This is a genomic window from Mesorhizobium sp. M1078 (assembly GCF_040318615.1).
GTDB lineage: Bacteria > Pseudomonadota > Alphaproteobacteria > Rhizobiales > Rhizobiaceae > Mesorhizobium.
Genome location: NZ_JAMYMP010000016.1, coordinates 43,893 through 66,868 on the forward strand (window position 1 = coordinate 43,893; position 22,976 = coordinate 66,868).

Here is a 22,976-nt window from a genome sequence, read left to right on the forward strand (position 1 = left end):
CGGACTAGTTCTGTTTCGTGCCTGCGGCTTCCGCCGGATATTTGCCGAGCAAGGCCTCGACCAGCTTTGAAAAGCCGATGCCTTTCGACGATTTGATCATCACCACGTCGCCGGCCTTCAGCGTCGACAGCAGCAGCGGCTTCAATTCCTCGGCGCCGGCGCGGTATTCCGTTTTGATCTCGTCGGGCAGGATGTCTGCCAGCGCCCGCATTTCCGGACCGCCGAGAAAGACCGTGTTTGTGCCGGTGCCGACGATCAGTTCAGCCAGGGCTGCATGCAGCTTGGCCGAATGGTCGCCGAGCTCGAGCATGTCGCCGAGCACGGCGATGCGCCGGCCCTCGCCCGTGACAGGCGTCGCGTTGAGCAGTGCCATGGCAGCAGCCATCGAGGCCGGATTGGCGTTGTAGCTCTCGTCGATCAGTGTGATCGGTCCCTTGGGGTGGCGAAGCATATGGCGCTTCCCACGGCCACGCTCGGCCGACAGATCGGCCAGTGCCAAGGCCACCTTGCCGATGTCGGCTTCAACCAAATGCGCGGCGCCGAGCACCGCCAGGACGTTCTGTACCATGTGGCGGCCGGGCGCGCCGATGCGCGCCGTCACATCCTGCCCGCCGATCCTGGCGGTGATGTCGGAATGATCGGCATGCAGCTCGCATTTGGTCAGCTTGTAGGTCGACCGGGCGTTCTCACCGAAGCCAAAGACATGTTCGACGCCGGCGGCCCGCGCCATCTTGTCGAGCAGCTTCCAGCGCGCATCGTCGCGGTTGAGCAAGGCCGCACCGCCGGGCTCGATGCCTTCGAAAATCTCGGCCTTGGCCTTGGCGATCTCGTCGAGATTTCTGAAGAAGCCGAGATGCGCGGCGGCGATCATCGTGACGATGGCCACATGTGGCCGGACCATCTTGACCAGCGGCCGGATCTCGCCGGGATGGTTCATGCCGATCTCGAACACCGCATAGTCGCAATCGCCGGGCATGCGCGCCAGCGTCAGCGGCACGCCCCAATGATTGTTGAAGGACTGCGCCGAGGCATGCACCGTGCCGACGGCCGACAGCACATGGCGCAGCGCCTCCTTCGTGGTGGTCTTGCCGGCCGATCCTGTCACCCCGATGATCTTTGCATTGGACCGGGCGCGGGCGGCAACACCGAGTTTCTCCAGTGCTGCCAGCACATCCTGCACGACGATCATCGGCGCCGTCAGCCGCCCGAGCGACGGCAACTTGCCTTCGGCAACGACCAGCACGCCGGCGCCGGCCTTGATCGCCGCGGTCGCGAAGTCATGGCCGTCCATCGCCTCGCCCTTGATGGCGAAGAAGGCGTCGCCCGGCTGCAGGCTGCGGCTGTCGATCGAGATCCCCGAAATTCCCTCCGGCATCGGCCCGAGCGGCCGACCGCCAATGGCGTCGACCAGCGCCTCGGAAGTCCAGAGCACGCTCATGCGGCCCGCTCCCGCAGCGCCGACCGGACTTCTTCGTGGTCGGAGAACGGAAAAGTCTCGGCGCCGATGGTCTGGCCCTCTTCATGGCCCTTGCCGGCAACGATCAGCGTATCGCCCGCTTTGAGCATGGCGACCGCTTCGTGGATCGCCTTGCGGCGGTCGCCGATTTCAATCGCGCCGGGTGCGGCTGCCAGGATCGCGGCACGAATCGTTTCCGGCACTTCCGAGCGCGGATTGTCGTCGGTGACGATGACGACATCGGCGAGCCGCGTGGCGATTCCGCCCATGATCGGCCGCTTGCCCCGGTCGCGGTCGCCGCCGCAGCCGAACACGACGATGACGCGGCCGGTGGTGAACGGGCGCACGGCGGCCAGCACATTTTCCAGCGCATCCGGCTTGTGGGCATAGTCGACATAGACGGGCGCGCCATTGGCGGTGGCGCCGACAAGGTCGAGCCGTCCAGGTGCCCCCTGAAGTTTCTCTAATGCCATCAAAGCTTTGGCGACCGGCGTTCCGGTGGAAATGGCCAGCCCGGCCGAAACCAGGGCATTGGCGATCTGGAAGTCGCCGGCGAGCGGCAGGTCGATCTCGTAGAGCACGCCGTCGGCTTCGACCTCGGCGCGCTGGCGGTGGCGCTCGTGCTCGACCCGCTTCAGGCGCAGGAAATCGCCATGGCGGCCGACAGTCAGCACATTGAGCCCCGCGGCCTGCGCAGCCTGGATGGTCGGCGCCGACCACGGATCGTCGGCAAAGATGACCGCCGGCGCGCCTTTCGGCAGCAGCGTGTCGAACAGGCGCAATTTGGCGCGATGGTAGTCCTCGACCGTCGGATGATAGTCCATATGGTCGCGGCCGAGATTGGTGAAACCGCCCGCGGCGAGCTTGACGCCATCGAGACGGCGCTGGTCGAGACCATGGCTGGAAGCCTCCATCGAGGCGTGTGTGACGCCGGCCTCCGCCAATTCCTTGAGCAACTGGTGCAAAGCCACTGGATCGGGTGTGGTCAACGAACCGTAATCGTTGCGGCCCGGCGCCACCACGCCGGTGGTGCCAATGGACGCGGCGGCAAAGCCGGCCTGCTCCCAGATCTGCCTGGTGAAGGCGGCGACCGAGGTCTTGCCTGCGGTGCCGGTAACCGCGACCATGGTCTCCGGCTGGCTGCCGAAGAAACGTGCCGCGCTCAGCGCCAGCGCCAGGCGTGGGTCGTCGACGCTGAGCACCGGGACGGACAGGCCGGAAACGGCGCTGGCCTTGCCCACGACAACCGCCGCTGCGCCGCGCTTTGCCGCATCGGCGGCATAGGCCGAACCATCCGCCTTGCTGCCGGCGAGCGCGAAAAAGACCACGTCGGTCTTGACCGTGCGGGAATCCGACGAAATCCCGGTTACCTCCACATCGCGGGAAGATGTTCCCTCGACAGGCAGGATACCGGCTAAATCTCTCAGGTGCATCGAACCCCGTTTATCTCAACAAAATGGCGCGCAGTTGCCGGCGCGCCCTAAGAATCACTGATAGGAAACCAGCGTTGCGCCATTTTCATGGCTGAAATCTGGCTTCACGCCAAGCATGGCGGCTGCCCGCCTGATGATGTTTCCGGCCATGACACCCGCATTGTTGGCGGCGACGTCGGTCAGTCCGGGCTTTTCCGGGTGCGGAGCGTCGGCGATCGTAAACACCAGATATTGCGGATCGTCCATCGGGAAGGCAGCGACGAAGGTGTTGAAATTCAGTTCCTTCGAGTAGCGGCCATTGATCACCTTCTCGGCGGTTCCGGTCTTGCCGCCAACGCGGTAGCCGGGGGCCCTGGCGTTTCTGGCCGAGCCCTTCTCGGCATTGAGCGTATAGAGGTAGCGCATGCCCTCCACAGTCTTTTCGCTGACCACTCTCTTGGCCACCGCCATCGCATCCTGCTCGCTGCGGACCAGGAAAGTCGGCGGGATCAAATAGCCCTGCATCAGCGCCGCGCAGCCGACGGCCGCCTGCAGCGGCGTCGTCGACACGCCATGGCCGAAGGCGATGGTGAAGGAGTTGACCTGCTTCCAGACCTTCGGTTCGGTCGGGCGGGCGACTTCAGGCAGTTCGGTCTGCATCCTGTCCAGAAGGCCAAGGCGATGCAGGAATTCGCGGTGCCCCTCGATGCCGACCATTTCGGCCTCACGGGCCGATCCGATATTGGAGGAGTAAAGGAACACCTCCGGCAATGACAGCACGCGGTTCTTGCCGTGGAAATCGTGGATGGCCTGATGGCCGACCCGGATTGGGTGCGAGGCGTCGAAACGGCTGTTCATGTTCGCCTTGCCGGAATCGAGTGCCATGGCCGAGGTGAAGCTCTTGAAGGTCGATCCCATCTCGTAGAGGCCGGCCGACATGCGGTTCAGCCGATCCTTGTCCTGCGCATTGAAGGGATTGTTCGGATCGAAATCCGGCACCGAGGCCATCGCCACCACTTCGCCGGTCTTGATGTTGAGCACGACGGCGCCGGCGCCCATGGCGCGATAGCGCTCGAGGCCGGCGGCAATCTCGTCGCGCACCACATGCTGGACGCGCAGGTCGATCGACAGCTGAACCGGCTTCAGATCCTTGGCGATCGCCAAGCCTGAGGCCTGCAGGTCGCTCAGGCCCTGCTCGTCAATGTACTTCTCCATGCCGGAGATGCCCTGATTGTCGATGTTGGTGAGGCCGACAATGTAGGACGAGGTCACGCCGGCAGGATAGAAGCGGCGCTTTTCGGTGCGAAAGCCGATTCCGGGAATGCCGAGCTGCATGATGTCGGCCTGCTGCTTGGGCGTCAGCTGCCGCTGCAACCAGACGAAGCCGGCGCCGCTCTTCAGCTTGTGATAGGTCTGCTCGGGGTCGATATCTGGCAGAATGGTCGACAGCTTTTCGATCGCCTCGTCGGCATCGACGATGCGGCGCGGCTCGGCAAACAGCGATGCCGTCTTGATGTCGGTCGCCAGCACCTCGCCGTTGCGGTCGACGATGTCGGGACGCGACGCCGTCACCCGGCTTTGCGGCCCATTCGACATGTCGGGGGACTGAAAACCGAGATAGACCAGCCGCCCGGCGATGGTCGAATAGATGCCGAAGAACACCGCCATGGTCATCACGATGCGGGTCTTGGCCTTGCCGCCGGTCGCCTTGCGCGCGCCCTCGACGACGATGGAGCCGTCCTCGCCGGTCCGTGCGCGGCGCTTCAGCAATTTGCCGATCGACGGAAGTTTGGGGCGCATTGGAAATCCAGCGATCATTGGACGATGGCTCCGGTGACCACGGGATCCTTGTCGGCTGGTCCTTTGCCGGAATTGTCTGCCATGCCGCCAAGCCGCTGCGACGACAGGTCCTCGATGTTGAGCGGTTTTGCCGGCAGGTCGTCGAGCCCGACGATCTGCCGCGCATTGACCGGCTCGAGTGCGAGCTGCGATTTGTAGATTTCAGCCAGCTTCTGCAGGCGCGACGGCTGGGTCAGCAGGCTCCAGTCGGCCTTGAGCAGGTCGATCGTGTCCTCCTCATAGCGGATCTGCGCCTCGATCTTCTGCACCGAAGCCAGCTGTTCCTCGGCCTCGCGCTTGGCCTTGTAGGTCAGAGCCGCGGCCGAGACCATGACGGCGATCAGGACTATGTCGCTGGTTCGAAACACGTATTCACCTCTCTCGCGGCGCCTGGATGCCGGGAAGTTTTGGAAGGCCGAAAATGGTGAGATCCCCGGCGCGCGCCGGCGCCTCGGTGCGGATGGCGGCGCGCAGCCTGGCCGAGCGCGCCCGCGGATTGGCAGCGACCTCCGCATCGCCTGCCGTCACGCCGCCACCGGCCTTGCGGAAGGTCGCGGTGCGCGCATGCGCCTCGGGCAAATGACGTGAGCCGGTGGCGACGTCGGCGCGGTCGGCGATGAACCGCTTGACGATGCGGTCTTCCAGCGAATGGAACGTCACCACGGCAAGCCGCCCGCCGGGCTTCAATATCCGCTCCGACGCCACCAGAGCCTTGGCCAATTCGCTCAACTCGTCATTGACGAAAATGCGCAGCGCCTGGAAGACGCGGGTGGCCGGATGAATCTTGTCCTTCGGCGCGCGGCCGATATGCGTTTCGATGGCGTCGGCGAGATCGAGCGTGCGCTCGAACGGACGTTTTTCGCGGCGTGACTCGATCATGCGGGCAATGCGGCCGGCATTCCGCTCTTCGCCGAGGAAGCCGAAGATGCGGGCAAGGTCGCCTATCTTGAACGAATTGACGACGTCGGCAGCACTCAAGCCCGCCTGCGCCATGCGCATGTCGAGCGGCCCGTCGGTGCGGAACGAAAAGCCGCGCTCGGGCTGGTCGACCTGCATGGAGGAAATGCCGATGTCGAGGACAACGCCGTCGGCGCTTTCGACCTGCTCGTCCAGCGTCGAAAATGGCGCCTGCACCAGCCTTAGCCTGCCGCCGGATTGCTGTTCCAGGCCGCGCCCGGCGGCAATCGCATCGGGATCGCGATCGATCGCCACCACCGAGGCGCCGCTCGCCAGGATCGCCTTGGTGTAGCCGCCGGCGCCAAACGTGCCGTCGACGATCACATCGCCGGCTTTGGGTGAGAGCGCCTCCAGCACTTCGGCGAGGAGGACCGGAATGTGGCGGACCGGTCCGCCAACGGCGCTGAGATCATCGCCGTGATCCGCCATCATTCCGGCCGCTCCCCAGCCTTGGCCTCGTGAGCCTTCGTCCCCTGCCGAAGCTGCAAAAGCCGAGCGCGCGCCTGCGCCCCATAGGCGGCCAGCCGTCCAGGCTCCCAAACTTGAAAGAAATTGCCACGGCCGACAAAGGCCACTTCGCTCGTGATGCCCGTATGCTCGCGGATGAAATCGCTCATCGTGATGCGGCCATCCTGATCGAGCTTCAGGAACGTCCCGTCGCCATGGCAGAAGAACGACATATCGTCCGCCGTCTGCAAAAAAGGGTCTTCCAGCGCGATGCGCTGCTCGTAGCGGTCGAGCAGATCGAGCCCGCCGACATCCATCGCAGGCACGTCCAGGCCGCGCAGCGCGTAGAGCTCCGAATAGCCGCGTTTCTGCACGACAGCGCGGAAATGCGCCGGAACGGAGACCCGCCCCTTCGCATCGATCCTGTTCACCGCGCTTGACAGAAACCGGTCCATGACACGCTGCAGCCGCTTCCGCCGCCGCACCCCTCTCCATGTTTTCGTCCGCGCCGAAGCGCGTCCCCTGCCGAAAATCCGCTTCGATCCCAGCGGCAAAACCCCGCAAACGCACAGCCGCCGCGGCTGCCCGATTGGCGTACGCTTTACCCTGACGCGGAACGAAGGCTTTGGTATCGAAATGGGATATCATGGGGCACTATGGGCGTCAACGGGAACAGGCTTCACAAACGCGCGCGCCACAACCGGTGAGAGCAGCTCTGACAACACTCCCGTCTTTATCTCCCATTAAGCCTAACGAACCGTTTAGAGCGGGCTGGCCCAAGCGGAAGCGGCTTGCCGCGCATCACTGCCGCGAATAGCGTCGTCAGTCTTTTCGCTGAGCAACAAGGTCAGAAATCCATGTCCGAAACAGCCAGGTCCCGCGCGGCCTCCCTTGCCCATCTGCGTCGCGACGGACTTGCCAAAGGCGACCCCATCCCATTGCCGCTGACCATGGCCGCTATTTTCCACAACCCGGGCGACGGCGCCGGCTACAGTCAGTACGGCCGTTACAGCAACGCCACCTGGGATGCAGTCGAGCACATGCTGGCGCATCTCGAAGACGCGCCATGCGTCGGCTTCCCCTCAGGAATGGCGGCAATCTCGGCGGTGTTTTTCGGCCTGTTGAAATCCGGCGACCGCGTGCTTTTGCCTTCGGACGGCTACCATGCCACACGCGCGCTGGCCGAACGTTTCCTCAAGCCCTTCGGCGTCGCCTATGATCTGCGGCCGACAGCTACATTCCTCGACGGCGGCTTCGACGGCTACCGCCTTGTCTACGTTGAAACCCCGTCAAATCCGCGATTGGACATTTGCGACATCACAGCGGTCGCCGAGGCCGCGCACCAAGCGGGCGCGATCGTCGTCGTCGACAACACCACGATGACGCCGTTCGGCCAGCGCCCGCTCGATCTCGGCGCCGACATCGTCGTTGCTGCCGACACCAAGGCGGCCAACGGGCATTCCGACGTGCTGTTCGGCCATGTCGCCAGCCGCAATCCAGACATCATCGCGGACGTCACCGGCTGGCGCGAGACCGCGGGCGGCATTCCCGGCCCGTTCGAGGCTTGGCTGGTGCATCGCGGCCTGGAGACCCTGGAGGTACGCTTCGACCGCATGTGTTCTTCTGCCGAGGTGATCGCGAAGCGCCTGAAAAACCATCGCGCCGTTAGCGGCTTGCGCTACCCCGGGCTGGAGGGCGACCCGTCGCACAACCTCGCCCGGGCGCAGATGGAGCGCTTCGGCTTCCTCATGTCCTTCGAACTCCTCTCCCAGGAAAAGGCCGAGGATTTCATCAACAACTGCACGCTGATGCAGGCGGCAACGTCGTTCGGGGGTGTCCACACCTCCGCCGAGCGGCGGGCCAAGCGAGGAGATTCGGTTCCGCCCGGCTTCGTGCGCCTGTCGGTGGGCTGCGAGCCGGTGGAAGAACTCTGGCAGGCGATCGAGGCATCGCTGGACAAGATCGGCATCTGAGCTGGCGGTTAGGTCACCAAGTCATCGGCGCCAATATCGCGCCTGCCGTGCAAAACGCGGACGATCTCGATCGCGTCTTCGCCCATGCGATACAGAGTGACATATTCGCCGACGATCAGATGACGAATGCCGGGCGCGATATCATCGCGCGGCGCACCTGAGAACGGGTGCAAGGTGAGCAGTGTCCAGCGCCTCTCCAAAGCGTCCACAAGGCGCATGGCTCCCTTTGGGCTATGTTCCGCAATGTAGTCACCGATGCCTTCGACATCTGATATCGCCTGAGGAAGCAGCCGATATTTCACTCTTCCGAGCCTGCAGCTTCCGACATCCTGTGATATTTGGCTCGCAGCCGGTCCATGAAGGGCTGGCCGTCCACCGCCGGTCCGCTGTCGATCCCCTCCTGAACCAGCCTGCGCAATTCCTCGACCGTGTAGCCGAGAAGATCGCGGCGGTCTTTCCATTGCCGCAGCGCATCACGGATGACTTCGCTGGCCGAGGCATATTCGCCGGCGGCCACGACATCGTCGACCGCCGCCGCCAGTTCCGGCGAAAGCGTGATGCTGCGTTTGTCGACGTGACCCATGATGCGCTCCTGATCAAACCATGACAATCATGGTACGATTAAATCGTACCAGCTTCAAGGATGCGTTTGTCTCGACCCCAGCATGCGTACTTGATTCAATCGCTCAAGCACCTGAATCGCCAGCTGCGCCCGAAGGCGCAGACTGCTGATCCAAAGGATTAATCGCGATATGGGGGAGAAATTGCCAGCTGGCCTGTAAGCCGGGTTTTGTATGGCCCTCGCCCCTTTCGGGGCGAGAACGTGGCGGCCATTCATCTTGGGCGCATGTTGCCATGCGCCTCACGCAACCTACCCGGACGGTGAGCCGGAAACAGCCCTCGAAGGTTTCCCCTCGCACCGTCCCTATTCGGTCTTGCTCCCGGTGGGGTTTACCGTGCCGCTCCTGTTGCCAGTCGCGCGGTGGGCTCTTACCCCACCCTTTCACCCTTGCCCCGATAAATCGTGGCGGTTTGCTTTCTGTGGCACTTTCCCTGGGGTCGCCCCCGCCGGCCATTAACCGGCACCGTGTTTCCATGGAGCCCGGACTTTCCTCACCCGCAGCCTTTCGGCTTTGCGGGTGCGGCCGCCCGGCCAGCTGGCAGAGCGTATAAAGGGGTTCACGTTCCAAAACGCAAATGAAAAAGCAGACTTTATGCCGGCGATCCCAATGCCGCCAACTGCACCTTGACCTTGCCGCAATACGCCGCCGACACCGGGTTCATCCGCGTCGCGGCATGGCCGGCATTGTATTTCAGGATCGTGCCGCAGGTGGTGCCGCCGCCGAGATTGCGCGCCATGGCAAGGTACTTCATGCCGTATTTGATGTTGGTGTCGGGATCGAACAGACCCTTGGCCGAGCCGCTATACCCCATCATCCGCGCCGTTGCCGGCTTGATCTGCATCAGGCCGATTTCACCCGCGCTGCCGACGATGTTCGGCCGGTAGTTGCTCTCGATCTTGATGACCGCCTGGGCCAGCGACACCGGCACGCCTTCGGCCGCAGCATAGCGGGCAATGATTGCCGAATACTGGCCGCCAAGCGCGGCTGCCGCAGTCGACTCCGCAGCGGTGCTTGGGCGGATCGATGCGGTCGTCGTCAGGTCGACGCTCTTCCTGTTGCGCTTAAAATGCCTCTTGGCCGTGGCTTTTCTGGCCTTCACCACGGCTGCTTTGCGCACTTTCGCGGTGATTGCCCTTTTTGCTTTCGGGTTTGCCTTCGTCATGGTGGCTTTGGCGGGTGCGGCGATGAAGCCCTGGTCTGCCCTCTGGCTCAGTGGTGCGGCATCGGCCGTGCTGAAGGCAAAAGTCATTACGCCGGCAGCAATAGCTGCCGTTACAACGGTCAATTTCTGCATGTGGTCCTGTTCTGTTTGGCCGCGCGAAGATCTTCACGCAGCAACGCCTAATCAATATCGGAGCATCCGAGGGGCTCGAGGTCCGATAACTTGCACGAACTGCCTTTGAGGGCGGAATTTGTGTCGAACAAGGCGAGGCAATTCACTTTCAGTGACAGGCTGTAACTTGAATATCAGGAAAAGATTATTTAGACGAAACTGACCTAAGGGAAGTCAGCAGGCTTTGCAGCGTGCTAGACGTAGAGCCGTCGGCGACGCCATCCACCAGGCGTGGTCGGAAATGCCGCTGAAAAGCTTCGACGACGATTTCGGTCTGGCGGTCGAAGACACCTGATATCTCGACGCCATAGCCATAGAGCGCCAGCATCGACTGCAGTGCCTCGACCTCGGCGCCGGTATCGCCGGCTTTCAGCACCGCGCCGCGCCGGACCGGCGCCGCAGGCACGAGATGGCCGACCCCGGCCGCAAACAGCGCATTCCAGGGGAATTTCTCGCCCGGGTCGATCTTGCGCCCCGGCGCGATGTCGGAATGGGCAAGCACCCTTTGCGCCGTAATGGAATGGCGTGCGATGATATCAAGGCAAAGCCCGATCACCGCTTCCACCTGCCGCTTGGGAAAGGCCGAATAGCCGAGCGAATGGCCGGGATTGACGATTTCGATGCCGACCGAACAGGAGTTGATGTCGCGACGACCGAACCAGGAACTTGCACCGGCGTGCCAGGCGCGGTCGCTTTCGCGCACCATCTGGATAATGCGACCGTCCTCATGGACGAGGTAGTGCGACGAGACTTCGCTTGCGGGGTCGCACAACCAGGCTTCCGCGGCAGCACCCGTCGCCATGCCGGTATAGTGCAGCACGATCATGTCGGGCCTGAGCGTTTCGCGTCGCGGGCCGAAATTCGGCGATACCCTGACCTCCGCGCTTGGCTCGTCGGGCGGGAAGCCGCTCATGCGTGCCTGAGGCCCCGCTCGATCATTTCATAGGCCGCGTTGATCGCCGCGACCCTGGTCGTTGCAATCTTGATGAATTCCTGCGGCAGGCCGCGCGCTATCAGCCGGTCCGGATGATTGTCGGAGACCAGCTTGCGGTATCGTTTCCTGACCTCCTCGAACGGTTTGCCGCGCTCAATGCCGAGCACGATATAGGGATCGCCGGCGCCGAGATTGACGTGCCTGGCCATGATGGCTTCGTAGTGCACCTCGTCGATGCGGAAAATCTCGGCAATACGGTGCAGGAAAATCCCTTCGCGCTCATGCACCAGCCCATCCGCCTTGGCGATATGGAACAGACCGTCGAGTATGTCTTCCAGCATGACGCAGTTCGAATGGCCCGAGCCGCACATCTGCGCCATACTCTCGGCATAGGTCTCGAACCCGGCGACGTCGCGCTTGGCCAGATCGTAAAGCCGCGCCACATTGCGGGTCTGTTCTCGCGGCACCTCGAATATTTCCTGGAACGCGCGAACCTCGTCCTGGGTGACGATGCCATCGGCCTTGGCCATCTTGGCTGACAGCGCAATCATCGCCACAGAGAAGGCGACGCGCCGGCGCAGATCGGCGTCACCGGAGAAAACCGTGCGCACGGCCTCGACCACATCGGCGACGCCGGACGTGGCTGAAGATGAAACGCGGGTGATGAAGTCGCCGAGGCGATCCCAAATCGACATGAGCGCTTATTAGGGCCGCCGGCCATTGCTATCAAGCCAAGACAGCGCCGCAGAGTGGATCGAATTTACGCAAGCAACCGACGCGCCAGATCCCAAACCGTAGGAAAGAGCCGGTTCAAGGCCCTTGATTCCCGAATCGACCTAAACGCAGGAAGGCCGGCGCGAAGCCGGCCTCCTCTCTCGTCACGTCAAAGTGACCGAGACTGCTGCTACTGCGCGGGGGCAGGAGCAGGTGTTGCCGGAGCCGGTTCTGCAGGCTTCGGTGCATCCGGCGTCGCCGGCTTCATGGGCTCGGCGGCTGGCGGATTGGTGCTCTGGGTGGTGGTGTTATCCGTACCGCTGTCGCTGCAGGCGGCAACGCCGAACAGGGCCAGGGCGGAAACGGAAGCAAGAATGAGCTTTTTCATGACATCTCTCCTTCAACACACGCTCACGTTGCGGTGAACGGTCGAAGGCAAAATGCATCAAACGGCCATGAGTTTCGTAACGTTGCGTTTCCTGATGTAACATCCGCGCACTACCGATTGCGGGCCGGGCGATGCCGAACTAACAGTCTGGACCCAAATGCAATGCCGGAGTTCTGCGTGGACAAGAAATGGGATTTTTGGATCGACCGCGGCGGCACCTTCACCGACGTGATCGGACGTGATCCGCAAGGCGGTTTGCATCCCAGGAAATTCCTGTCGGAAAATCCCGAAGCCTATCCCGACGCGGCCATAGCCGGCATCCGCGAGCTTCTGGGGCTGAAATCCGGCACCGCTATTCCTCCGGGCCTGGTCGGTGACGTCAAGATGGGTACCACCGTTGCCACGAATGCGCTGCTGGAGCGCAACGGCGACCGTGTGCTTTTGCTCATCACCAAGGGCTTTCGCGATGCGCTGAAGATCGCCTATCAGGCGCGGCCGGACATCTTCGCCAAGGAGATCATCCTTCCGGAACAGCTCTACGAGCGGGTCGTCGAGATCGACGAGCGTGTGCGCGCCAATGGCGAGGTCGAGCGCCTGCTCGACATCGCCGCCTGCCGCCCCGCCATCGAACAGGCGAAGGCTGACGGCATCGATGCGGTGGCCATCGTCTTCATGCATGCCTGGAAATATCCCGACCACGAGAAGGCGGTGGCGAAAGTCTGCCGCAAGATCGGGTTCAGCCAAGTCTCGGTCAGCCATGAGGTCTCGCCGCTGATCAAGCTGGTCGGCCGCGGCGACACCACCGTGGTCGATGCCTATCTGTCGCCGATCCTGTCGCGCTATGTGCAAAGGGTGGCGGGAGAACTGGGCGCGACGCCAATCTCCCCACTTGTGGGGGGTGAGGAGCGGTCGGCCAAAGGCCGAGAAAAAGCCAACGATTTGGCTTTTTCAGCGACGAACGCCCGGAGCCATAGCGAAGGGCAGTCCGCAAAGCGGCCAGAGGGGGTCCTCTCGGAAGGCACCGCCAATGCGCTGAGCCCGGTCGATCCAACCCCACCCGGCGGCTCCGCCGCCACCCTCCCCTCGAGGGGGAGGGAAAACCCTCGCCTGATGTTCATGATGTCGTCGGGCGGGCTTACCGCCGCCGACATGTTTCAGGGCAAGGACGCGCTGCTGTCCGGCCCGGCGGGCGGTGTCGTCGGCATGGTCGAGACGGCGAAACTCGCCGGATTCGAGAAAGTCATCGGTTTCGACATGGGCGGCACCTCGACCGACGTCGCCCATTATGACGGCGAGTATGAGCGCGCCTTCGACACCGAGGTCGCCGGCGTGCGCATCCGTGCGCCGATGATGCGCATCCATACCGTCGCTGCCGGCGGCGGCTCGATCCTGCACTACGAAGCCGGCCGTTTCCGCGCCGGCCCGGATTCCGCCGGCGCCAATCCTGGCCCCGCCGCCTACCGGCGCGGCGGCCCGCTGGCCGTCACCGACGCCAATGTCATGCTGGGCAAGCTGCAGCCCGATTTCTTCCCGGCAATTTTCGGCCCAGGCCAGGACCAGCCGCTGGACGTCGCAGCCGTGCATAAAAAATTCGCTGCGCTCGCCGCCGAAATCGGCGATGGCCGCACGCCGGAAGCCGTCGCAGAAGGGTTCGTTACCATCGCGGTGGAAAACATGGCCAATGCTATCAAGAAGATCTCCGTGCAGCGCGGCTACGATGTCACCGAATATCTCTTGAACTGTTTTGGCGGCGCCGGCGGCCAGCATGCCTGCCTGGTTGCCGACGCGCTCGGCATGGAGGCGGTACTGATCCACCCCTTCTCCGGTCTGCTCTCAGCCTATGGTATCGGCCTGTCGTCGGTTTTCGCGTCGCGCCAGCAGGCGCTCCTGAAGCCGCTTGCCGAAGAATCCAGGACCCAGATCGGCAGCCTCATCGGCACGTTGAAAAAAGCCGTCATCGCCGAATTGGCAGCGCAAGGCATCGCCGAGGACAAGATTGCGGCAAAGCCGGTGCTGCACATCCGCTATGACGGCACCGACACCACGCTGCCGGTGAATTTCGAAGGCGACTCGATCTTCCAGGCCAGGCGCGATTTCGAAATCGCCCACAAGGCGCAGTTCGGGTTCGTCTATGATGACAAGCCGATGATCGTCGAGACCGTTGGCGTGGAAGGCGCCGAGATCGTCGAGACCACGGCCGAAGCCGTTGCGCCCGCCGGACCGGCAAGGGCTGAGGCCAGCGCGTCTGGAACGCGGCGCATCTACACCGAGGGCCGGTGGCTCGAAGCCGGCATCCATCGTCGCGAAAATCTGCGCCCATCCAACCTGGTCGCAGGCCCCGCTTTGATCATCGAGCCGAACCAGACCATCGTCGTCGAGCCGGGCTGGCGGGCCGAAATCACCAACCTCAATCACGTCGTCATCCGCCGCACCGAACGGAAAGTGCGCACGGCTGCCCTCGGTACCGAAGCCGATCCGGTGATGCTGGAGGTCTTCAACAACCTCTTCATGTCGATCGCCGAACAGATGGGTGTTACGCTGCAGAACACCGCCTATTCCGTCAACATCAAGGAAAGGCTGGATTTCTCCTGCGCCGTCTTCGACCGCCACGGCGCGTTGGTCGCCAACGCGCCACACATGCCGGTGCATCTCGGCTCAATGGATCGCTCAGTCGAAACCATCATCCGGCTGAACTCCGGCGACATCCACCCCGGCGACGTCTTTGCGCTGAACGCACCTTACAATGGCGGCACGCATCTGCCCGACATCACCGTGGTGACGCCGGTCTTTTCCCTCCCCCTCGAGGGGAGGGTGGCCGCGCAGCGGCCGGGTGGGGTCCTCTCAGAAGGCACCGCAAGGGCGTCGAGCACTGCCGCAGCGACCCCCTCCGGCGGCTCCGCCGCCACCTCCCCTTCTAGGGGGGAGGAAATCCTGTTCTGGGCGGCCTCACGCGGCCATCACGCCGATATTGGCGGCACCGCGCCCGGCTCGATGACGCCGCTCGCCACCACTGTCGATGAGGAAGGCGTGCTATTTGACAATTTCCGCGTCGTCGATCGCGGAAAATTCCGCGAGGCGGAGCTGCAGACGCTGCTCACCGACCATCCCTACCCCGCCCGCAACCCGCATCAGAACATCGCCGACCTAAAGGCGCAGATCGCCGCCAATGAAAAGGGCGTGGCCGAACTGCGCAAGATGGTCGCCCATTTCGGCCTCGACGTCGTCGAAGCCTATATGGGCCATGTCCAGGACAATGCCGCCGAAAGCGTGCGCCGCGTGCTCGAGCGTCTGCCCGATAGTTCCGAGTACGAATACCCGACCGACACCGGCCAGGTGATCAAGGTGAAGATTACCGTCGATCGGCAAAAGCGCGAGGCGACCGTGGACTTCACCGGCACCTCGAAGGTCGAGAAGAACAATTTCAACGCGCCCGAGCCCGTCGCCCGCGCCGCCGTGCTCTATGCCTTCCGTGTCATGGTCGAGGACATGATCCCGATGAATGCCGGCTGCCTGCGGCCGATCAACATCATCATCCCCGAAGGCTCGATGCTGAAGCCCGCCTACCCCGCCGCCGTCGTCGCCGGCAATGTCGAGACCTCGCAGCACGTCACCAACGCGCTGTTCGGCGCCATGGGTGCCATGGCCAATGCGCAAGGCACGATGAACAACCTGACCTTCGGCAACAAGCAGTACCAGTATTACGAGACCATCTGCTCCGGTTCGCCGGCAGGCCGGATGAACTCCGGCCGCGGCTTTGCCGGGACATCCGGCGTCCACACCCACATGACCAATTCGCGCCTGACCGACCCGGAGGTGCTGGAATTGCGCTTTCCCGTGCTGCTCGAGGATTTCCACATTCGCGAGGGCTCCGGCGGCAAAGGCAAATGGGATGCCGGTGACGGCACCAGGCGGACGATCCGTTTCCTCGAAAAGATGGAATGCGCCATCCTGTCCTCGCACCGCAACCGCCCGCCGCAAGGCCTCGATGGCGGCAGTGACGGCGAGGTCGGCTCGACCAAGGTCCGCCGCAACGACGGCAGCGTCGAGACGCTGAAGGCCTGCGACCAGACCGTGCTCGAAGCCGGCGAGGCCGTCATCCTGACCACGCCGACGCCGGGTGGGTTTGGCGAGGCCTGAACTCGCGTCAACAGCCTGTCACCCGCCTGTCATGCCCCTGAGTTACCCGCTTGCGGCAAAACAAATGGGGAATCACTTTGCCATGACGGACGTCTCCTCGGATCTCGTTTTTCGCCGCGGCAAGGAAGTTGGAAAAGCCGTCTACCAGAACCGCCCGCTGTCGAAGGCCGGCATCTCGGAGCGGCTGTTCGCCCTCTTGTTTTCCGGTCTCGTCTATCCGCAGATCTGGGAAGACCCTGAAGTCGACATGGAGGCCATGCAGCTTGGCCAGGGTCACCGCGTCGTCACCATAGCGTCGGGCGGCTGCAACATCCTCGCCTACCTCACCCGCTCGCCTGAACGCGTCGATGCGGTCGACCTCAACGCCGCCCACATCGCCTTGAACCGGATGAAGCTGGAGGCGGTGCGCCATCTGCCCTCGCAGGGCGATCTGTTCCGTTTCTTCGGCGTCGCCGACACCAACCACAATTCGCAAGCCTATGACCGCTTCATCGCGCCGCATCTCGACCCGGTCAGCCGCCACTATTGGGAGCGTCGCAGCTGGCGCGGCCGCCGGCGCATCACCGTCTTCGACCGCAATTTCTACCAGACCGGCCTGCTCGGCCTGTTCATCGCCATGGGCCACCGCATCGCCAAATTCTTCGGCGTCGATCCCGCCGGTATCATGGCGTCGAAGAGCCTCGCCGACCAGCGCCGCTTCTTCAACGAAGAGCTGGCGCCGGTCTTGGACAAGAAGCTGTTGCGCTGGGCTACCTCGCGCAAGGCTTCGCTGTTCGGCCTCGGCATTCCGCCGGCGCAGTACGATTCGCTGATCACCTCGGGCGATGGTTCGATGGCCAGCGTGCTGAAGGCCCGGCTGGAAAAGCTCGCTTGCGATTTTCCGCTGAAGAACAACTACTTCGCTTGGCAAGCCTTCGCCCGTCGCTATCCCAATCCGGGCGAGGCCGCCCTGCCCGCCTATCTAGAAGAGGCCAACTACAAGGCGATCCGCAACAATGTCGATCGCGTCGGCATCCACCACGCCAATCTGATCGAATTTCTGGCCGGCAAGGACGCAAGCACCGTCGACCGTTTCGTCCTGCTCGACGCGCAGGACTGGATGACGGACGACCAGCTCAATGCCCTTTGGTCGGAGATCACCCGCACCGCCTCGGTCGGCGCCCGAGTCATCTTCCGTACCGCCGCCGAGCCCAGCCTGCTGCCGGGCCGCGTCTCGATCTCGCTGCTCGACCAGTGGACCTACGAGGACGAGGCCTCGCGCGACTGTTCGGCCCGCGACCGCTCGGCCATCTATGGCGGCTTCCACCTCTATGTGAAGCGCGCGGCATGAGCGCGAGCGGGCTGCCGGCCGACCATGCCGAACTGATGGACGGCGTCTATCGCTGGCAACGCCATATCTACGACCTGACCCGCAAATACTATCTGCTTGGCCGCGACCAGATGATAGTCGGGCTGGATGTGCCGGCGAATGGCAGAGTGCTCGAACTTGGCTGCGGCACCGGCCGCAACATCGCGCTTGCCGCCCGCCACTATCCCGACGCCCGCCTCTACGGCCTCGACATCTCGGCTGAGATGCTGGAGACCGCCGGCAAGGCGATCGGCCGCGACGGCCTGTCCGGCCGCGTCGTGCTGGCGCGCGGCGACGCCACCGATTTCGACGCCAAGACGCTGTTCGGCGTCGAGCGCTTCGACCGCATCTTCGTGTCCTATTCGCTGTCGATGATCCCCGGTTGGGAAAAGACGGTTTCGGCAGCCCTTGCGGCACTCGCGCCCGGCGGCTCGCTGCATGTCGTCGATTTCGGCCAGCAGGAAGGCTTGCCCAACTGGTTCCGGACATTGCTGCGCGGCTGGCTCAAGAAATTCCATGTCACGCCACGTGAATCATTGCGCGAAGTCTTGGAATCGGAATCTCGGCGAACCGGCGCAAGCTTCTGTTTTCGCGCGCTTTATCGCGGCTATGCCTGGCTGGCGGTCGTCAAGATCGCGCACTCTTACCTCCCCCTCGATGGGGGAGGTCGCGCCGAAGGCGCGGGTGGGGGTGAAGTGCCAGGCACCCCGCCCCGGCGCTACGCGCCGACCCTCCCCATCAAGGGGAGGATAAAGGGAGCTAGCGCAGTGCCTTCATCAGCGCGCCGACCATCACCTGCGGCCGGTAGCCGAGCTTGGCCGGCGTCAACCCCAGCCGCACCACCACCAGTTGCTCCGACGGGATGATGGCGACCGTCTGGCCGTCATGGCCCTCCATCCAGTAGGTATCGTTGGGCAGGCCGGCGGCGACGCCGGCGCCGGGATTTCCTTCGTCCCCCGGGGCTTCGATCCAAAGTTGCCCCTTGCCGTAGACTTTCGAGGCCGGTGCCGGTTCGCGCATCCAGTCGACGAAACCGGCCGGCAGGATCTGGTTGCCGTTCCAGACGCCGCCCTGCAGCAGGAATTGGCCGAACCGCGCCCAGTCATGCCCCGTGGCATAGAGGTAGGATGAGCCGACAAAGGTACCCTCCTCGTCGGTTTCGAGCACCGCGCTTTGCATGCCGAGCGGCCCGAACAGCGCTGCCCTTGGCCACATCAGCGCCTTTTCCTTGTCGCCGATAGCACCCTGCCACAGCCGCGACAGCATCACCGCCGTGCCGCTCGAATAGGAAAAGACCTTGCCGACGTCGCCGGTCAGCGGCTTGGCCTCGGCGAAGCCCGCCATATCCGGTTCGAGGTAGAGCATGCGCGTCACATCGGCAACGTCGCCATAATCCTCGTTGAACTCGAGTCCGCTCGACATCGCCATCATATCGGCAAGGCTGATGGCGGCGCGGCCGTCCGCCTTCCATGAGCCGAACAGGCCCTGATTGGTCACCGCCATCTTGCCGTCCTTGACCAGCGTGCCGACGAGCGCGGCGTTGACTGTCTTGGTCATTGACCAGCCCAGCAGCGGCGTTTTCGCCGAAAAGCCGTCGCCATAACGCTCCGCAACAATGCGGCCATTTTTGACCACCACCACGGCGCGCATGCCGATGCCGGTCATCGCCGCACCGTCGAGGATCTTGTCGATTTCGGGATTTTGCGAGGCATCGACTCGATCTCCCTCGGGCCACAGATCGCCCTTGGTGGCCGCCGACGCCTCGGCAGGGATTGACGTGCGCCGTGCCTTGCCGACGTCGCCATCGGGAACCGAGGCGCAACCCAGGCCGGCGCGCGCAACGGCAACGCTCTTGCCGAGGAAGCCAAGCAGCCCGGCCGAGACGGTCCCCCTGTTCTTGTCGACCGACACCTTCATCAGCCTGAGAAGCGGATGGCCGGGCGCCTGCACGTCGATGGCAAGCACCTCATTGGGATCACGGCCGGCGATAAAAACATTCGAGCAGACAATCTTGGCGGAATAGCCGGAACCGACGCGGATCAGTTCGGGCGGCGCGACGTAGAGCCAGGTAAACAGGGCGGCTATGGCCAACACGACCAGGCCGAGCAGCCATTTGATGATCTTCACGGCGATCCGCATCTTTCCGTCCCTGCTTTTCCGCTGCCCGTGGCTTGCGGCCCGATTTATGTCATCGATTTGCCGCCATTGCTTCCGCAAAATCGGTGTTCTTGTCGAGCGCCGTCAACCTGTTATCAACCATGATCGGCGATCACTGGTGCATGTCGCCCAAAAGTGCGCAGCGGTTTTGGAACAACGACATGCACGAAAATAGCGTATCAGGCGATGCTGTGGGGCGATCGCCTGAGGGGCACCTGCAACGACAACCCAACAGCGACCGGCTGATTCCGGCTCGGGAAATGCGATGCGCCGTTTCGCGGCCCTCATCACGTTGACGCTGCTGGCCGCCTGCTCGACCGCCGGCGATCTCGTGCCCTCGATGTCGCCATCCAGCAGCCCGACGGTTGCCGTGCGCGCACCGCGTTTCGAAGATTCCAAGCCGCATGAATGGGATAGCGGCGCGCCTTGGAACTATGCCGTTCACGGCACCGACGTCTCCAAATACCAGACCTCGGTCGACTGGCCGACGGCCAGGGCCAGCGGCATCTCCTTCGCCTTCATCAAGGCGACCGAGGGCGGCGACCGTTTCGACGAGTATTTCAACGAGCATTGGTCCCGCACCAAGGCCAATGGCATTCCGCGCGCGGCCTACCATTTCTTCTATTTCTGCACGCCGGCCGCCACCCAGGCGCGCTGGTTCATCCAGAACGTGCCCGTCGACCGCTCGGCCATGCCGCCGGTGCTCGACATGGAGTGGAACCCGCAATCGCCGACCTGCCGGCTGCGCCCGGATTCGGCGACGGTGCGGGCCGAAATGACCACCTTTCTCGAGATGATCGAGCGGCACTATGGCAAGAAGCCGATCATCTACACCTCGGTCGACTTCTTCGACGATAACGACCTTTCGACGTTCCGCGGCTATCCCTACTGGCTGCGCTCGGTGGCCGGCCACCCCCGCCAGAAGTACGGCAGCCACCCTTTCACCTTCTGGCAATACACCGGAACCGGTATCGTTCCCGGCATGACCGGCAAGTCCGATATCAACGTCTTCAACGGCACTGAGGCAGCCTGGAAAAAGTGGCTGCGGCAGAACACCCGTTGACACCGGCTCTGCCGCCTGCTTTTCGACGTCCCATGCGCACCTACCTGCAACCACTGGGATATCCACGCCGGAAACAGTCGAAGAGCCGCCTGCGCTCCGGGCTGCTCGCGGCCCTGCTGCTCGGCGCCGCGGTCGTGCCGGCGGCGGCGCAGGAATGCGGCGGCGACTTCGAAACCTGGAAGCAAGGCGTGGCGGCGGAAGCCAGGGCGGCCGGTGTCGGCGCTGTCGGCCTTGACGCGCTGGAAGCCGCCACCATCGACGACAAGGTGCTGGCGCGTGACCGCGCCCAGGGCGTCTTCGCCCAGACCTTCATCCAGTTCTCCAACCGCATGATCTCGGCCTACCGGCTGAAGCAGGGCGCGGCCAATCTGAAGAAATACGCCGAAATCTTTGCGCGCGCCGACCAGCAGTTCGGTGTCCAGGCGCCGATCATCACCGCCTTCTGGGGGCTGGAGACCGATTTCGGCGCCGTACAGGGCGATTTCCACACGCTGAGCGCATTGGTGACGCTGTCGCACGACTGCCGCCGGCCGCAGCTGTTTCGGCCGCAACTGGTGCCGCTGTTGACGCTGATCGATCGCGGCGTCGTTCCGGCCGACGTCACCGGTGCCTGGGCCGGCGAGATCGGCCAGACGCAGATCCTGCCTTCCGACTATCTCGCGCGCGGCGTCGACGGCGATGGCGACGGCATCGTCGATCTCAGGCGCAGTGTGCCCGACGTGATCATGACCACGGCCAACAAGGTGCTGTCGCGCGGCTGGAAACGCGACCAGCCCTGGATCGAGGAAGTGCGCGTGCCCGAGGACATGCCTTGGGAGCAGACCGGCCGCACCAACAAGCTGCCGCTGTCGCAATGGGCCGCCTGGGGCGTCGCCAACCCCGATGGCACGCCGCTGATCGACAATGGCCTGAAGGCCGGCCTGGCGCTGCCGATGGGCCGCAAAGGTCCGGCCTTCCTCGCCTACGACAATTTCGACGTCTATCTCGAATGGAACCAGTCCTTCACCTACGCGCTGACCGCCGCCAACTTCGCCAGCCGGCTGGCCGGGGCAAAGCAGTTCGACCCGCGCAATCCCGAAACCGGGCTCAATGGCGACCAGATGAAGGAATTGCAGACCAAGCTCGAAGCCAGGGGCTATGACGTCGGCACCGTCGACGGCATTCTGGGCACCAACACCCGCGAAGCCATCCGCAAGGAACAGATGCGGCTCGGCATGCCGGTAGACGGCTGGCCGACGCCGGAGCTTTTGGGGAAACTGTGAGTAGAATCTGCCCAAGCTGGGTTCCTTATTCCCTACTCCTTGCCCGGACGAAGTCGATAAATGCCCGCAAAGCCGGGGGGACGTGCCTCGAACTCGGGTGATACAGGAAGAAGCCTGGAAAGCTGGGCGACCAGGGCTCTAGAAATCTCATCAGCCTGCCCGCATCGATCCAGGACTGGACCTGATAGTCGATCATGTAGGCAACGCCTGCTCCACCCAGCGCCGCGTTCAGCATCAGCTCGGTGTCGTTGACAGTCAGGCTGCCCTCGACGGCGATTTCCAGAGACCGTTTGCCGCGCGCGAACTCCCATCGATAGAGGTTGCCGCCACCAGGCCATTGGAATTTTATGCATTGGTGCTGATGCAACTCCTGCGGATGGCGCGGTATGGCCCGATTTTCGAGATAGACGGGAGCGGCCACCGCCGCCATCTGCAAATCCCCGCTCAGTTTCACTGCCACCATGTCCTTCTCCAGCCGCTCGCCAAGCCTGATTCCGGCATCGAACCGTCCTCGAACAATGTCGGTCAGCGTATCGTCGACGATGACGGTCAGCGCGATATCAGGATAGGCGCGTTGGAAGTCGCCAAGGATCGGGCCGATGAACCGCACCGCGGCAACACGCGGCACGTTTATTCGTAGCGAACCCGCCGGCCGATCACGCGCGGCATGAATGTCCGCTACGGCGCCCTCTAGCTCTTCGAACGCAACGGCAAGGCGCGCAAACAGCGTCTCGCCAGCACCAGTGGGTGAAACACTACGCGTCGTGCGATTCAGCAACCTGACGCCGATGCGAGCCTCCAGTTGCCGGATCGACTGGCTGAGCGCCGGCGGGGAAACACGCAGCCGGGCGGCGGCGCGGACGAAACTACGCTCTTCCACGATTGCGGCGAATGCCTTGAGCTCGGCGAATTCAGAACCGCGCATTGTGTATC

At 63.6% G+C, this 22,976-nt stretch carries 19 protein-coding genes, 1 other RNA gene and 1 pseudogene; 6 read left to right on the forward strand and 15 right to left on the reverse strand.

Translation table 11 applies throughout. The annotated features are described in order from the left end of the window. Nucleotides 1-4 precede the first annotated feature (4 nt). From NKH38_RS20735 to mraZ, 6 genes are read right to left on the reverse strand one after another with little or no spacing between them, the layout of a single operon-like run. Nucleotides 5-1,438, reverse strand: a complete 1,434-nt coding sequence (locus tag NKH38_RS20735) for a UDP-N-acetylmuramoylalanyl-D-glutamyl-2,6-diaminopimelate--D-alanyl-D-alanine ligase (protein ID WP_352761913.1) — start codon at nt 1,436-1,438, stop codon at nt 5-7. Further along, entirely contained in the window at nt 1,435-2,889 is a 1,455-nt protein-coding gene (locus tag NKH38_RS20740) for a UDP-N-acetylmuramoyl-L-alanyl-D-glutamate--2,6-diaminopimelate ligase (protein ID WP_352761914.1), read from the reverse strand. Before NKH38_RS20740 ends, NKH38_RS20735 begins: the two co-directional genes overlap by 4 nt. Nucleotides 2,890-2,943: 54 nt before the next feature. Continuing rightward, nucleotides 2,944-4,668 (reverse strand): peptidoglycan D,D-transpeptidase FtsI family protein, encoded by a 1,725-nt coding sequence (locus NKH38_RS20745; protein ID WP_352761915.1) that lies wholly within the window; start codon nt 4,666-4,668, stop codon nt 2,944-2,946. A 14-nt stretch (nt 4,669-4,682) separates the two neighbouring features. Further along, nucleotides 4,683-5,075: a cell division protein FtsL gene (ftsL, locus tag NKH38_RS20750; protein WP_023682142.1), complete on the reverse strand. Its 393-nt coding sequence runs from the start codon at nt 5,073-5,075 to the stop codon at nt 4,683-4,685. A 4-nt stretch (nt 5,076-5,079) separates the two neighbouring features. Continuing rightward, nucleotides 5,080-6,096, reverse strand: coding sequence for a 16S rRNA (cytosine(1402)-N(4))-methyltransferase RsmH (gene rsmH / locus NKH38_RS20755; protein ID WP_352668065.1), 1,017 nt, complete (start codon nt 6,094-6,096; stop codon nt 5,080-5,082). Further along, on the reverse strand, nt 6,093-6,566 hold the full coding sequence (gene mraZ, locus NKH38_RS20760) for a division/cell wall cluster transcriptional repressor MraZ (RefSeq protein ID WP_023682144.1): 474 nt from the start codon (nt 6,564-6,566) through the stop codon (nt 6,093-6,095). Before mraZ ends, rsmH begins: the two co-directional genes overlap by 4 nt. 402 nt (nt 6,567-6,968) lie before the next feature. Here mraZ and NKH38_RS20765 point away from each other — a divergent pair, with 402 nt between their 5' ends. After that, nucleotides 6,969-8,084, forward strand: a complete 1,116-nt coding sequence (locus NKH38_RS20765) for a cystathionine gamma-lyase (RefSeq protein WP_023690869.1) — start codon at nt 6,969-6,971, stop codon at nt 8,082-8,084. Nucleotides 8,085-8,092: 8 nt separating this feature from the next. Here the strand turns inward: NKH38_RS20765 and NKH38_RS20770 are convergent, their stop codons facing one another. The 7 genes from NKH38_RS20770 to NKH38_RS20800 all read right to left on the reverse strand — a co-directional run bounded on the left by NKH38_RS20770 (nt 8,093) and on the right by NKH38_RS20800 (nt 12,076). Next, nucleotides 8,093-8,386 (reverse strand): type II toxin-antitoxin system RelE/ParE family toxin, encoded by a 294-nt coding sequence (locus NKH38_RS20770; RefSeq protein ID WP_023668265.1) that lies wholly within the window; start codon nt 8,384-8,386, stop codon nt 8,093-8,095. Continuing rightward, the gene (locus NKH38_RS20775; RefSeq protein WP_023668264.1) at nt 8,383-8,667 is read right to left on the reverse strand and encodes a type II toxin-antitoxin system ParD family antitoxin; all 285 of its coding nucleotides are present in this window, start codon (nt 8,665-8,667) and stop codon (nt 8,383-8,385) included. Before NKH38_RS20775 ends, NKH38_RS20770 begins: the two co-directional genes overlap by 4 nt. 180 nt (nt 8,668-8,847) lie before the next feature. Next, an RNA gene (gene rnpB / locus NKH38_RS20780) (RNase P RNA component class A) lies at nt 8,848-9,245 on the reverse strand. 51 nt (nt 9,246-9,296) lie between these two features. Next, nucleotides 9,297-10,001 (reverse strand): lytic transglycosylase domain-containing protein, encoded by a 705-nt coding sequence (locus NKH38_RS20785; RefSeq protein WP_352758104.1) that lies wholly within the window; start codon nt 9,999-10,001, stop codon nt 9,297-9,299. Between the two features lie 184 nt (nt 10,002-10,185). Beyond that, nucleotides 10,186-10,953 carry an N-acetylmuramoyl-L-alanine amidase gene (locus NKH38_RS20790; protein WP_352761916.1) on the reverse strand — a complete coding sequence of 256 codons (768 nt, stop codon included), beginning with the start codon at nt 10,951-10,953 and terminating at the stop codon, nt 10,186-10,188. Beyond that, nucleotides 10,950-11,669 carry a J domain-containing protein gene (locus NKH38_RS20795; protein ID WP_023668261.1) on the reverse strand — a complete coding sequence of 240 codons (720 nt, stop codon included), beginning with the start codon at nt 11,667-11,669 and terminating at the stop codon, nt 10,950-10,952. Before NKH38_RS20795 ends, NKH38_RS20790 begins: the two co-directional genes overlap by 4 nt. 209 nt (nt 11,670-11,878) lie before the next feature. Further along, entirely contained in the window at nt 11,879-12,076 is a 198-nt protein-coding gene (locus tag NKH38_RS20800) for a hypothetical protein (RefSeq protein WP_023668260.1), read from the reverse strand. 177 nt (nt 12,077-12,253) lie between these two features. Between NKH38_RS20800 and NKH38_RS20805 the strand changes: the two genes are divergently transcribed. From NKH38_RS20805 to NKH38_RS20815, 3 genes and pseudogenes are all read left to right on the forward strand, one after another. Continuing rightward, the gene (locus tag NKH38_RS20805; RefSeq protein ID WP_352761917.1) at nt 12,254-16,213 is read left to right on the forward strand and encodes a hydantoinase B/oxoprolinase family protein; all 3,960 of its coding nucleotides are present in this window, start codon (nt 12,254-12,256) and stop codon (nt 16,211-16,213) included. A gap of 31 nt (nt 16,214-16,244) precedes the next feature. Next, nucleotides 16,245-17,543 carry a BtaA family protein gene (locus NKH38_RS20810; protein WP_352761918.1) on the forward strand — a complete coding sequence of 433 codons (1,299 nt, stop codon included), beginning with the start codon at nt 16,245-16,247 and terminating at the stop codon, nt 17,541-17,543. Next, a pseudogene (locus NKH38_RS20815) lies at nt 17,540-18,196 on the forward strand (class I SAM-dependent methyltransferase); the annotation flags it as partial. The gene NKH38_RS20810 and the pseudogene NKH38_RS20815, both read left to right, overlap by 4 nt. Before the next feature lie 124 nt (nt 18,197-18,320). On the opposite strand, the gene NKH38_RS20820 reads toward NKH38_RS20815, so the two are convergent. Further along, a complete protein-coding gene (locus tag NKH38_RS20820; RefSeq protein ID WP_352761919.1) occupies nt 18,321-19,700 on the reverse strand; it encodes a serine hydrolase domain-containing protein in 1,380 nt (459 codons plus the stop codon). 283 nt (nt 19,701-19,983) lie between these two features. Between NKH38_RS20820 and NKH38_RS20825 the strand changes: the two genes are divergently transcribed. Together NKH38_RS20825 and NKH38_RS20830 are read left to right on the forward strand one after the other, a co-directional pair. Then, entirely contained in the window at nt 19,984-20,781 is a 798-nt protein-coding gene (locus NKH38_RS20825; protein WP_502896603.1) for a glycoside hydrolase family 25 protein, read from the forward strand. Between the two features lie 32 nt (nt 20,782-20,813). Then, nucleotides 20,814-22,043 carry a lytic murein transglycosylase gene (locus tag NKH38_RS20830; protein WP_352761920.1) on the forward strand — a complete coding sequence of 410 codons (1,230 nt, stop codon included), beginning with the start codon at nt 20,814-20,816 and terminating at the stop codon, nt 22,041-22,043. A gap of 25 nt (nt 22,044-22,068) precedes the next feature. Here the strand turns inward: NKH38_RS20830 and NKH38_RS20835 are convergent, their stop codons facing one another. After that, nucleotides 22,069-22,968, reverse strand: coding sequence for a LysR family transcriptional regulator (locus tag NKH38_RS20835; RefSeq protein ID WP_023668252.1), 900 nt, complete (start codon nt 22,966-22,968; stop codon nt 22,069-22,071). Nucleotides 22,969-22,976: the final 8 nt, after the last annotated feature.